General features: G+C 51.8%; 9 protein-coding genes. 2 read left to right on the top strand and 7 right to left on the bottom strand.

Features of this window, described 5'->3' with window-relative positions; all coding sequences use genetic code 11:
• Both IBX50_RS11875 and IBX50_RS11870 read left to right on the top strand, forming a co-directional pair.
• On the top strand, window positions 1-649 hold a 649-nt coding region (locus tag IBX50_RS11875; protein ID WP_292256114.1), incomplete at its 5' end, for an Hpt domain-containing protein.
• A 43-nt stretch (window positions 650-692) separates the two neighbouring features.
• Complete coding sequence (locus tag IBX50_RS11870; protein WP_292256113.1) at window positions 693-3,773, top strand: response regulator; 3,081 nt, start codon at window positions 693-695, stop codon at window positions 3,771-3,773.
• 75 nt (window positions 3,774-3,848) lie between these two features.
• Here IBX50_RS11870 and IBX50_RS11865 read toward each other — a convergent pair whose 3' ends face one another.
• From IBX50_RS11865 to IBX50_RS11835, 7 genes are all read right to left on the bottom strand, one after another.
• Window positions 3,849-6,218, bottom strand: coding sequence for a hybrid sensor histidine kinase/response regulator (locus IBX50_RS11865; RefSeq protein ID WP_292256111.1), 2,370 nt, complete (start codon window positions 6,216-6,218; stop codon window positions 3,849-3,851).
• 52 nt (window positions 6,219-6,270) lie between these two features.
• Window positions 6,271-8,427, bottom strand: coding sequence for a response regulator (locus IBX50_RS11860; protein ID WP_292256109.1), 2,157 nt, complete (start codon window positions 8,425-8,427; stop codon window positions 6,271-6,273).
• Window positions 8,424-9,212, bottom strand: a complete 789-nt coding sequence (locus IBX50_RS11855; protein WP_292256108.1) for an ABC transporter substrate-binding protein — start codon at window positions 9,210-9,212, stop codon at window positions 8,424-8,426. The genes IBX50_RS11860 and IBX50_RS11855 overlap by 4 nt, the downstream gene beginning before the upstream one ends.
• A gap of 21 nt (window positions 9,213-9,233) precedes the next feature.
• Complete coding sequence (locus IBX50_RS11850; protein ID WP_292256107.1) at window positions 9,234-9,569, bottom strand: DUF3135 domain-containing protein; 336 nt, start codon at window positions 9,567-9,569, stop codon at window positions 9,234-9,236.
• Window positions 9,559-10,647, bottom strand: a complete 1,089-nt coding sequence (locus tag IBX50_RS11845; protein WP_292256106.1) for an HD domain-containing phosphohydrolase — start codon at window positions 10,645-10,647, stop codon at window positions 9,559-9,561. Before IBX50_RS11845 ends, IBX50_RS11850 begins: the two co-directional genes overlap by 11 nt.
• Window positions 10,644-12,602, bottom strand: coding sequence for a response regulator (locus IBX50_RS11840; RefSeq protein ID WP_292256105.1), 1,959 nt, complete (start codon window positions 12,600-12,602; stop codon window positions 10,644-10,646). Before IBX50_RS11840 ends, IBX50_RS11845 begins: the two co-directional genes overlap by 4 nt.
• 199 nt (window positions 12,603-12,801) lie before the next feature.
• A partial coding sequence (locus IBX50_RS11835; RefSeq protein WP_292256116.1) for a PLP-dependent transferase occupies window positions 12,802-12,927 on the bottom strand: 126 nt, incomplete at its 5' end.

The raw sequence follows: 12,927 nt of genomic DNA, 5'->3' as shown, positions 1-12,927 counted from the left end.
TTTACAAGAACCAGGCTTACAAGAATCAGGCAGCCTGCTGAATGTTCAAGCAGGCATCCGGCAGGTTGCCGGTAATGAAACCCTGTACAAAAAACTGCTGCAACAGTTCAGTGATCAAATCACCCAGGATTTTTTGGCTATTCTGGATTTGCTGCAACAGCTGGAGCAGGACGCGGATACAAAAGCGAATACAAAGCTATTCGAACCGGCGCAGCAGCTTAATCATGGGCTGAAAGGCGTGGCCGGCAATCTGGCCGCCGAGGCGCTTTTTAACATCAGCCAGGATATAGACAGGCTGTTAAAACAACAACACTGCCCCAATAGAGAACAAATTGACCAGCTCCGTCAGGTGATGGCAACAACACAACAGCAAATCCAGGTTTACATCAATCACAGGCAGGACTCTGACACACCAGCAGCGACCTCCACAGCAACCCCAGCACCCAGCGAGATGGATGCGGCCACCCGTGCACAACTCGACCGACTGAAACAGCGCATAACAGCCAACGAATACATTGACGACGAGGAGCTGGAGCAACTCAGCAACAGCCTGCCCAACGAACTACGCCCAAAGTGGCAGCAGATGATCAACGCGCTGGATCTGTTTGATTTTGAACAAGCGCTGGAGCAATTAAATTCGCTCACCTAATCAATTAATTGACATCCACGGATCCGCGCAAGGAGAGTGATTGATGCAAGCGCTGAACACCCCGAAAAAAACAGGTTTTGATTGCCGCGTTCGCCTCAAAACTCTTTTGCGGGCTGCGGTTTTTTGTTGTTTATTGTTTGGCTTTGCCAGCTCAACAGCCTGGGCAGACTCCATCCACTTTGATGCTTTTTTTGAGCGTCATGGTGTGCCCATGCTGTGGATTGATCCTGCTTCTGGTTTAATTCTGGAAGCCAATCCTGCTGCACTTGCTTTTTACGGCCATGATGCAGCCCTGCTTAAAGGCATGAGCATTGCCGATATTAATACCCTGAGTACAGAGCAGGTGGCGGAAGAACGGCGACTGGCTGATGGCAAAATACGCACTGTCGAGGTGCATAACCACCCCTACGAGCGGGAGGGTAAAACCCTTTTATTATCCAGCATTCATGATATTACCCCCAGTCGTAATCTGGATCATGGCCTCTGGCACTACCAGCAACGCCTGGAGACGTTGGTGGCTTCACTGGTGTTACTGGGCGTTATTCTGGTGTTGGCTTTTGTGATGAAAAAACGCCGCAAGGCAGAAGCAGAAGCACGACGTTTTAAAGTCATCTCTGACAATGCACTCTATGGCAATGCAGTGATTGATCTTAAGGGGCGTATCATTTACGTCAATTCATTTCTTGCCGAACGGCATGGCTACACTCAGAGCGAGCTGATTGGCCAGCATGTTTCGGTGTTTCATCACTCGGATCAGATGGACACGGTTTATTCGCTGCTGAAGAAAATGCAAGAGCAAGGACAGTTCCCACCCACAGAAATCTGGCATGCTGATCGTACCGGCCAGGCGTTTCCCATGCTGATGAGTGGCATGATGATGCTGGATGAACAGGGAAAACCCGCTTACATGGCCGCCGCAGCCATTGACCTGACCGATGTTTACCAGGAACGCAAAGACTACGAAGCATCGCTGGTGCAGGCCAAAGAAGCTGCCGAAGCCGCCAGTTTGGCTAAAACCGAGTTTTTAGCCAACATGAGCCATGAGATACGCACCCCGCTGAATGCGGTGATCGGGCTAAGTGAGTTACAGCTCGCGGAAAATCTTCCCCCCGACATCCGGCAGCGCACCCAGCAGATCCACCGCTCCGGTGAGTTGTTGCTGGGCATTGTTAATGATCTGCTGGACTTCTCCAGGATTGAAGCCGGAAAAATGGAAGCCAAGGTTGAAGCCTTCCGCCTGGATGAAGTCATTAAACACCTGAAAACCCTGTTTGCCCTGCCCAGCAGCCAAAAGGGACTGGAGCTGATACTGCACCTGCAACCGGATCTTCCTGAGTGGTATCAAGGCGATATGCTGCGCCTGACGCAGGTACTGACCAACCTGATGGCCAACGCCATCAAGTTTACTGAACAGGGCAGAGTGACGTTAACCATTGAGCTGGATGAACCCTCCCCAGATCAACAACAAGACCAGCAGGTGTCGCTGCGCTTTTGCATCCAGGACACCGGTATAGGCATGACACCCAAGCAACAGGAGCGGCTGTTTCAGGCGTTCAGTCAGGCAGACACCTCCATTACCCGCCGTCATGGTGGCACGGGTCTGGGGTTGATCATCAGCCAGAAACTGGTGCAGCTGATGGGCAGTGAAGGCATCCATCTGTACAGTGAAGCCGGAGTAGGCAGCCGCTTTGAGTTTGTACTGTCCCTGCCACTGGCCGAAGCACCGGCATCGGCCCTGGCCATTCCACTACAGATCAGCAACCCCCTGGCAAATCAGCAGGGCGTGTTCTGTGGCCAGCGCGTGCTGGTGGTGGAAGATCACCCCATTAACCAGCAGGTGGTGCAGTCGCAGCTGGAGCAAATGGGCTTGCAAGTCACCCTCGCCGATGACGGTGCTCAGGGGGTTGAAAAAGTCCGCAAAGAGTCCTTTGATCTGGTGCTGATGGACATTCAGATGCCGGTGATGGATGGTTATCAGGCCACCCGCGAAATTCGCCAGTTCAACAAAAACTTACCGATTATTGCTTTAACCGCAGCGGCACTGGTGGAAGACCGCAATAAAGCCCTGGCGGCAGGCATGAACGACCACCTGGGAAAACCCCTCAGCAGCCCACAGTTATTTGAGCACTTAAAGCCCTGGTTAAAAACCCAGACTATTCAGACCGACCACAACACCGCCTTACCCCAGCCTGAACTTGCTAATACCCCCCAGCGGCCTGTTTTGCCACAAAAACGCAGCCTGCTGATTGTGGATGACCAACCCGCCAACATTAAAGTGCTGGCGAGCCTGTTAAAAGATGACTACACCATCCAGGTCGCCAACAAGGGACAAAAGGCACTGGAGATTGCCCGCAGCAGCAGCCCACCGGATTTGATTTTGCTGGACATCCTGATGCCGGAGATGGACGGTTATGCGGTTTGTCGGGAGTTAAAAAACCAGGCAGCCACCAGCCGCATCCCCGTCATTTTTATCAGCGCACTGGATGAAGCCAGTGATGAAACCAAAGGGCTGGATCTGGGCGCGGTGGACTACATCAGCAAACCCTTCCACCCGGATATTGTGAAATCACGCATTCGCAACCACATGAGCCTGAAGGTTAAAACCGACCTGCTGGAAAATATGTCGCAGGTGGATGGTTTAACCCAGGTCGCCAACCGCCGTCATTTTGACACCACGCTGAATCATGAGATAAAACGCCACGCACGCATTGGCAAACCTCTGGGATTGGTGATGCTGGATATTGACTACTTTAAACCCTTTAATGACCACTACGGCCATGGCAAGGGCGATGAATGCCTGATTAGCGTAGCCACAGCCCTGCAACAGGTGATCCATCGCCCCGGGGATTTATTTGCACGTTATGGTGGAGAGGAGTTTGTGGCGATACTGCCAGAAACTGATGCCAGCGGTGTGGAAAAAATCGCAGAAGCCATACGAGCGGCAGTGGAGGCGCTGGAATTTGAGCATGAATATTCACAGGTGGCAGGACACGTCACCGTTAGCCTGGGAGCGATTGCCCAAACGCTAACCGATGAAACCCCGGAAAGCCTGCTGAAAAAAGCCGACACTGCGCTTTATGCCGCCAAAGGACAAGGGCGTAACCGAGTGGTGATGGGTGATTAATCGGAGTATTTTGCTTTTTTAGTGGACAGGCTCTCATGCTACCTCCAGCAGAGCAAAAGCAGGCTATTTGAGTCTTTACGTAGTGCTAAGTGGAGCGGCAATGACTATCTCTGATTGTGAAAGCCGCTCAAGCAGCTGCGCTGATTCCTCTCCCCAATCCCCCGCCAGCCAGGCCAGGTCGATGCCACCCTGCTGAATCAGTTTTTCCGCCTGCTCCAGTTGATGAGCAACTCTGACCTGATAATTCGCCTGGGCTTGTTGAGCCAGGTTTTTTAACTCTTGTTTATCCGGGCAGAGAATCAATAACACCGGTTTGGGGCGGGTTTGTTCAGCCGCTGGCAGCAGGCGCTGCAATAACCTGTACAACGCTTGCTGGTCTAAGGGTTTGGCGAGGTGGTCATTCATGCCTGCTTCTAAGGCTTTATCACGATCTTCGATCATGGCGGCAGCAGTCAGGGCAATAATCGGCAGGGTGGGGTTGAATTCACGAATGGCGCGTGTGGCCTGGTAACCATCCATCACCGGCATTTGAATATCCATCAGCACTAAATCAAATGCCTGATTTTTAACCTGATCCACGGCAATTTGCCCGTTGGGCGCAATGTCATAGGTCACACCCAGCTGGGTGAGCAGCGCTCCCGCGACTTCCTGGTTGATTTCGTTGTCTTCCACCAACAATACATGACCCGCTAAGGGCTGGTGTTCGCTGGTATGTGTTTGTTCTTGCGACAAGAGTTGTGCCTTTTGTTCAGTGGTACACAGGCGCATCGGTACAGCAAAGCTGAAGGTGGAGCCAACACCCGGCTGGCTTTGAATCTGAATATCACCCCCTCCCATTAAACGCACCAGACGCTCACTGATCACCAGTCCCAAGCCCGTGCCGCCGTGTTTGCGGGTAATGCTGGTATCGGCTTGGGTGAAGGCATGAAACAATCTGGCCTGCTGTTCGGGTGTCATGCCAATGCCGGTGTCTTGCACGGCAAATTCCAGCCAAACGATAGAAGAATCAAGTGCCTCTGCGGGCTGTTTGAATGTCAGCGTCAGGCTGACTTCACCGGATTCCGTAAATTTAATGGCATTGCCGATCAGATTATTCAGCACTTGACGCAGGCGCTGGTTATCACCATAGAGACAGGCTTTGCAGGCTTCTTCCGGTTGACTGCGGGTAGCAAAAGCCAGCCCCTTGTTTGCCGCCATGCCTTTAAATAAATCATGCAATTCTGCTCCCAGTTGCTCTAACTGAAATACCTGTGGATCGAGTTCCAGCTTGCCTGCTTCGATTTTGGAAAAATCCAGAATGTCGTTAATGATGCCCAGCAACAAACGCCCCGACTGATTAACCCGCAGCAGCTGATGACGCATTTTTCCCGGGTCGGTTTCTTTTAGTCCCAGCTCACTCATGCCCAGTATGCCGTTCATGGGGGTACGGATTTCATGGCTCATATTGGCTAAAAACTCCGACTTGGCCCGATTGGCCTCTTCGGCACGCTTCTGCTGTTGATGCACCTGGCTTTGCAGACGCGCCAGGTGGCGTAAAATCAGTAAAGAGACCAACGCCAGCAGGCCAATCAGAGGAACCACCACGGCAAGATAGGTGTACCAGCCTGCAAGTGCTTTTCTCTTTAAAACAGCGACTTGTACATAAAAGGGTGCTGATTCCAGTAACTGAAAGTACCCGACCCGTGGCTTCCCATCAGTGCTGGCGATATAACTGAGGCTGCCACTGTTGTCCCCTTGGATAATGGCCCGCCATATAGGATTATCTTCAGGCAAGGGCTGATTAAAATCAGCGCTATTAAAACGCGGGTAGCGGGCCACCAAATTTGAGTTATCACTGCGGCGTACCAAGACCACTCCCTTGGGATCGTCTATAACCTGGGAAAGCTTTTGCTGCAAACGTGCCAAGCTGATTTCAGCCGTTACCGCGCCCAACAGCTGACCCCGTTGATCGTAGATGCCTTGTATCCGAAAAATAGCCTGCTGTCCGGTGGTGCGTGAAGTGATCAAGTCTGAATAGCTGGATGCCTGCTCATATAAACGCAGGAAGTGTTTACGGTCGGCAATGGAGGTTCTGGGCAAGGGCTGAACCGAGGAAGCCACCTGCTGCCCCTGAGCATCATAAAGATTCAGGCTACCCAGCGTAGAAAACTCCTTAGCCAGCGCCTGCAATACACGGGTCAGTTCAGGGCTTGCAGTCAGCAACTGTTTTTCCAGCTCCAACCCTGCAATGAGCGCATTTTGCAAAGCGGCCACATCACGAAAACCCTGCTCAATCTCCAAAGCCAGCACATGGGTTAACTGCTCAGTGTGGCGTTTTGTCTGCTGAATGGCATGACGGTATTCCTGCCAGGTGGTGGTGAGCAACAAGCTCAGCATCAGCAGCAAGAGCAGCATTAACGGGAAAAAGCTTCGGTAACTTCTAAAAAAGTGTTTTCTTGGTTTCATCAAAAAACAGCCTTCAAGAGATTTCCTGTTCTCTGCACTCTGGGGCAAAAAGTTAATCCTTCGCCCCAGCTCCTTGGTATTGGCAGCCAATTCCAGCCGCCTCAAGACGAGTCTGTAACTCCAGCAGCTCTTTTTGCTGGTGCTGCTGAGTTTCAACCAGCCAGGCTTCATCCAGATCACCGCTGACGATAAGAGCCTCTGCCTGTTCTGGATTCACTGCCACCTTAACGCGATAGTCAGCCTGGGCTTCTTTTGCCCGTTTTTTAAGCTGATCTTTATCCATGCAGACCAGCAGCAGGGTGGGTTTCTGTGCAGGACTTTTTTCAGCGGCAGCGGGCAAATACTGAACAAAGAGGCGATAAAGCTGGCTGGGATGAATCGGCTTGGACAGATGGTCGTTCATACCCGCCGCCAGCGCTTTGTTTTTATCTTCGATCATGGCAGCGGCGGTCAGGGCAATAATCGGCAGGGTTGGGTTAAATTCACGAATGGCACGTGTGGCTTGATAACCATCCATCACCGGCATTTGAATATCCATTAAAATCACATCAAAAGCTTGCTTTCTCGCTTTTTCTACGGCGATCTGGCCGTTTTCGGCAACTTCATAATCCAGCCCCAGCTGCGTGAGCAGCGCTCCTGCCACTTCCTGGTTGATTTCATTGTCTTCCACCAGCAGGACACGTCCTGCCAGAGATGAGGGATGGCTGGGGTGTTGTAACTGAGTCTTTTTAAAAGCAGCTTGCTCCTGAGCGGTACAACAGCGCAGCGGTAGAGCAAAGGAAAAACCAGTCCCTTGACCGAGTTGGCTTTGGACGGTTATTTTTTCACCACCCATCAGCTGTACCAGGCGCTGGCTAATCACCAAGCCCAGACCCGTGCCCCCATACTGGCGGGTGATGCTGGTATCGGCCTGACTAAAGGCTTGAAAAATCTTGTTTTGGTGGGCTTCACTGATGCCAATGCCGGTGTCGACCACACTAAACTCAAACCAAAGCGTGCCATCCTCCGTGGGTCTTTGCAGTTGCTGCATTGTTAAGGTGACGGAGCCTGACTCGGTGAATTTAATCGCATTGCCGAGCAGATTAATTAAAATCTGGCGCAGCCGCTGAACGTCACCATAGAGGCAAGCCGTGCAAATGTCCGGCGGATCACCGACCACATGAAATGCCAGGCCCTTGTCCTGCGCGTTGCCTTTAAACAGGCTGTTTAACTCATCGTGAAGCTGCTCAGGGCGGAAGGGCTGAGGGTCCAGCTCCAGCTTGCCTGCTTCGATTTTTGAAAAATCCAGCAGGTCGTTAATAATGCCCAGCAGCAACCGCCCGGACTGGTTCACCCGTTTGAGCTGATGACGCATTTTTTCAGGATCGGTTTCTTTTAAACCCAGCTCACTCATGCCCAGGATGCCGTTCATTGGCGTGCGAATTTCATGGCTCATGTTGGCCAGAAACTCGGATTTGGCACGGTTGGCGGCTTCTGCTGTTTTTCTGGCTTGTGTTGCCTCGGCGGTGGACTTCTGCAAGGAATCCAGCAACTGATTAAAGGCTTGCACCACGCGGCCTATCTCATCTTCCTGGTGGCCTGCAATGGCTTGCAAAGGAGTGGAATCTTCACGCTTGCGGTTCAGTATCTGCTCCACCAGCTGCACCAGAGGGCGTGTTAATAAATATTTGGAAATGTACAGGATCACAAAGGCTAAAAGAATATTGCGCACCACGCCAAAAATCAGCTCAAACCCAACCCGACGAGAAAAATCCTCGGCGGCCAGCGCTCCATTTACAACTATCCTTAACTCACCAACGGTTTGGCGCTCACCCGTAAAAGGATTTTGCCACACCAAAGCATGGCTGAATTGAAGCTTTTTACCCAGCAACTGACCCAGCAGCTGACCTGTTTGCTGATCCTGGCGATCAAGATGGGCTAGAACGCGATTACTTTCAGTGACCAGTTGACCGGAGCGAATCGCCTGAACAGAAGAAAGACCGACCAGCACTTCTTCGGCCAGTGTGGTATCCAGTGTATAAGCCGCCTGAGTCGCGGCATTAGAGGCCGTCAGTAATATTTCTTGTGTCGAGGTTTTAATCTTGTCACTGGTTTGCTGAAAATCGACCAGAATCAACAGACAACTGATCATAATACCCAGCAAAATAGCGGCAAGAAATGTCCAGCGTGTCTGACGCCAGGCGAGACTGACCCGACTCGGTGAACTCATTGCACCACCTCAGCAGGATCAACCCGCCAAAGCTTACCGGCCCAAGCATCTAAAACAGCATCAATGCGGCCTTCTTCTCGCAGTTGTTCAACCGCTTTCTGGATGCGTGGAATCTGAACCAGCCTCTGGCTACGTTGTGAAAACTGCACGGTAACGGGAGTGACTTGCAGTACCAGACGATCCCCTACCAGGCCTTGCATTTGCATCTGCTCTTGCAGATAAGCCAGAGAAAGGCTATTGCCCGACACTGCATCCAGCCGCCCCGCTGCCAGCATGGCCAACATATTTTCATAGTTGCGAACCATCACCTTGTGCAGCTGTTGATCCTGATCAAATCGAGGTGAGAGGCGAATACTTTGCAACACACCGATTCGCAAGCCTTGCAGGTCATCATAACTTTTCAGCTGAATGCCCTGACGTACCTGAACGATGGAACCAAAATCAAATAAATGCCCAGCATGGGTCACCTCAGCATCTCGGTCTTCAGAGCGTATCAGGTAACTCACATCCGCCGCACCGTTTGCCAGGCCTTCGATCACGCGTGCATAGGGTGCCAGGCGTTTGGTTTGCGAAAGACCCGAGGTCAACTCCAACTCCTGGGCAATATCCAACCAGATTCCCTGAAGCTCGCCGGTTGCAGGGTGGTAAAAACCCCATGGCTCCGTTTCCATAATCAAGGCGATGAGCGGCGGTTCTTCACTGGCTGCTTCTGCTCCAGCAGGAAAAGACAGCCAGGGGAGTAAAACCAGCAGCAACCAGATGGCCTTGGGAAGTGTTATTTTCATGCTTCATACCCTATGACTAACTCAATCCATCTTCTTGTGAACCAACAGCAACCTGGGTGCATTGGTTTTGTTGTCGATAGCCTTAAAATCGGAAAAATGTAGCAGTTTAATCATCTGCGCCAGACTTTCATGCATCAAACGCGAGAGGGCTATAATTCGCCCCATACCCTGATGACGAGCACGTAATCCACACAGCTGAAACTGCAGGCGCTCCAGCTCTGGTCGTCTTCTGGAGTCTTCCGGCACAGCCGCCATAAACTCCTGATTTTTTTCTTCCAGCAGGTTATCCAGCAATCCTTGCTGATGAAGGCGAACCATTTCATCAAAGGGTGGTAACTCAAGATTTCTAACTGGCATCTGTCAACTCCTCTGCAGATTTATCCTGATGGGTCTGCATAATTGCCAGCAATTCAGGAAGGCAGTGTTCAAAATGCTGAACCAACTCTGGGTCAAAATGACGACCGGATTGGTCTTTGACAAAATTCAGTGCGTCCTCTATTGCCCAGGCTTTTTTGTAGGGGCGCGAAGATGTGAGAGCATCAAAAACATCAGCAAGAGCAGTGATACGCCCGGACAGAGGAATAGCTTCACCGGCCAGCCCCTTGGGATAACCGCTGCCATCCCATTTTTCATGGTGGCTTACAGCAATTTCCCGCGCCAACCTGAATAAAGGCGAGTCATCACCTTCCAGCAGTGCAGCACCTATTCTGGCGTGTTCCTGCATGATGCGGTATTCATCCGGCGTGAGTTTGCCGGGCTTTAACAGGATGTGATCCGGGATACCGATCTTGCCAAGATCATGCATCGGGCTGGCATTCAGCAAGAGTTCACATTCAGCTTCACTCCAGCCCAGGCTGCGTGCAAGCACCACGGCATAGCGGCTCATACGCACCACATGCAGCCCGGTTTCGTTATCCCGAAACTCTGCTGCCCGACCCAGACGATGAATCACCTGCAGTCGTGTGGCATTCAGTTCTTGTGTACGCTCTGCCACCTTCTGTTCCAGCAACGCCCTCTGGTCGTACATCAGACGATGTGCCAGATACACTTCCAGCAGGTTACGTGCCCGCATCAGCAGTTCATGGCGATCAAAAGGTTTGCTGAGAAAGTCTCTGGCACCACCAGCCAGAGCACGAAGCATGTATTCACGCTGATACTGGGCGGTCAGTACCAGTATAGGAGGCATCAACGGGTCATCCAGAGCCTTTAATGCCTCCATTACCGCATAACCATCCATGTGTGGCATGTTGAGATCCAGCAGTATCAGATCCGGACGCTGCTGCTGATAAGCAGGCAGAACCTCTCGCGGGTCCTGAATCTCCACCAGCTGGGTATAACCTTCTGCCGACAGCATTTTGCGCAGCAGTTTCAGGTTGGCTGGTTCATCATCCACCAGCAGAACTCGACTGGTCGTTAGAGTTTCAGTTTGTGTCATGGGTTGGTTTCTCCTGCTATACGACCCGGCAGTTCAATCCAGAAGATGGAGCCAACACCCACCTGGCTTTCGACACCCGTGCGCCCACCCATCATCCTGACCAACTGCCGGGTAATGGTCAGGCCTATGCCGGTTCCTTCAATGTCTGTATCTTCTGCACCCAGTCGGGCAAAGGGTTTTGCCAGATCCACCAGCTTTTCTGCCGGTATGCCCTGTCCGGTATCCCGCACGGAAAAACGTAACCAGCCAGGTTCTTCTGCCGGGGTGACAAACACTTCCACTTCTCCCTGCTCGCGGTTGTATTTGATGGCATTGGATACCAGATTCAGCAGCGCCTGTTTCAGACGCATTCGATCGGCACGGGCTTGTGCACCTTCCGGAAAATTCACCTGCAGCTTGATGCTTTTCTGTGCTGCCAGCGGCTGCATCAGCGGGCAGCACTCCTCTTCCAGCTCAGCAAGCCATAAGTCTTCCAGCGTCAAATTGATGTGCCCTGACTCAATTTTTGCCAGATCCAGCAACTCATTGATCAGCTCTAGCAGATGCTGGCCTGCCTTGTTGATTTCATTCAGGCTGTCTTGCTGGTCATCGGTCAGGTTCTGATCCCCATCCAGCATCTGGGTAAAGCCGAGAATGGCATTCAGGGGGGTACGCAGCTCGTGGCTCATACTGGATAAAAATCTGGACTTGGCTTTATTGGCACGCTCAGCCTCATCCCTTGCCTGCATCAGTGCAGTTTGAGTTTCCTTTAACGCGCTGATATCGGTGCGGATGGAAATGTGCTGGCGAATATTGCCCGCATCATCAAAAAACGGGGTGATGGTGGAGCGTACCCAGTAAAAGCTGCCATCCTGCCTGCGGTTGCAGACCTCACCCTGCCAGATCAGACCGGCACTGATGGTAGTCCAGAGATTCTGATAAAACTCAGGAGAATGATGACCTGACTTTAACAAACGGTGACTTTGTCCAATCAACTCAGACTGTTTATAACCGGATACACGACAGAACTGCTCGTTGGCATAGGTGATTTTGCCGTGTGAATCAGTGACACTGACAATGGCATGGTGATCCAGCGCCTGGCGGTGGCGCAGCAAGTCTGCCAGTGAGCTGATCATCCGTTGCTGTATCTGCTGATCCAGGCGTGAGCGACGTGCACGAGCCGCTATAGTGCTGACCAGTTGCTGACCATTCACCGGCTTGATCAGAAAGTCATCCGCACCGGTTTCCAGTGCTGCAAGCCGACTGGTCGGATCATCCTCTCCGGAAACAAACAGGATCGGGCGCTGCTCCAAACCTTGATACTCACGCAGCAGTCGGGTCAGCTCCAGTCCACTGACACCGGGCATATGCAGATCCATCAACACTACATCCGGCTGGAAGCTCTTGTAGACCTCCAGCAAACGCATTGGATCATCCAGCATCTGGATCTGCATACCGGCACCTTGTAACAGGCGGGCATGGATGTTCATCAGAATTTTTTCATCATCCACCAGCAGAATGCGCCAGGGATCATGGGACTCCAGCAGCTCGTAGAGCCTGAACACCAGATGATTTATATCAAGGGGTTTGGTCAGATAAGCATGTGCACCAGCACGCAAGGCTGTCAGTCGCGCTTGTATGTCATTTCTGGCGGTGGTGAAAATGACCGGCACCTGAAATGTTTCATCCAGCTGCAATTCCTGAATCAGTTGTGCACCGGCCAACGACCCTTCCGGGAACATCATATCCATGATTACGGCAACCGGACGCAGCTGCCCTGATTCAACCTGTTTACGAAACGCATTTAAATCTTCAAAAACCGTGACCGTAAAACCGGCTCGCAACAGATTCATTCTCAGCAGTGCGGCCTGATCAACATCATCATCCACCACACAAATCAGGCCACTTTCTGCAATAGAAGGTCTCAGCATGGCTGGGCTTTTGACCAATTTTTGGGGAGCGTGCTGTTGGCTCATGTGCACCTTATATAACCAATCCATAAAACTACTTTTAAGCAGCATGATGGATTCAGGGATATAAGTCAGCAGCGGCGTGGGGTTAACATGGGGTCACTTAAAACAAAATGAAACATTTCTGATACATTTGTTCTGCACAGGTCAGACACACGGCATCACAGCCTTGGCAAGGATGGCTGATGCCGTGGTTAACCTTTAATCAGGAGAGTCCAGCAGTCAGGTCAGCCTTGATATCGTTTATATCTTCCAGACCCACGGCAACACGCACCAAACCATCGGTAATTCCGGCAGCCAGTCGTGCTTCTGGAGCCACACGGGCGTGAGT

The organism is Marinospirillum sp. (assembly GCF_014859565.1).
This window is presented reverse-complemented; position numbering and strand designations above follow the sequence as displayed.

Bases quoted from the DNA above. Each gene is read 5' to 3' on its own strand.
- IBX50_RS11845 (WP_292256106.1), bottom strand. From the start codon at position 10,647: ATGACACAAACTGAAACTCTAACGACCAGTCGAGTTCTGCTGGTGGAT.
- IBX50_RS11840 (WP_292256105.1), bottom strand. From the start codon at position 12,602: ATGAGCCAACAGCACGCTCCCCAAAAATTGGTCAAAAGCCCAGCCATG.
- IBX50_RS11870 (WP_292256113.1), top strand. From the start codon at position 693: ATGCAAGCGCTGAACACCCCGAAAAAAACAGGTTTTGATTGCCGCGTT.
- IBX50_RS11860 (WP_292256109.1), bottom strand. From the start codon at position 8,427: ATGAGTTCACCGAGTCGGGTCAGTCTCGCCTGGCGTCAGACACGCTGG.
- IBX50_RS11865 (WP_292256111.1), bottom strand. From the start codon at position 6,218: ATGAAACCAAGAAAACACTTTTTTAGAAGTTACCGAAGCTTTTTCCCG.
- IBX50_RS11855 (WP_292256108.1), bottom strand. From the start codon at position 9,212: ATGAAAATAACACTTCCCAAGGCCATCTGGTTGCTGCTGGTTTTACTC.
- IBX50_RS11850 (WP_292256107.1), bottom strand. From the start codon at position 9,569: ATGCCAGTTAGAAATCTTGAGTTACCACCCTTTGATGAAATGGTTCGC.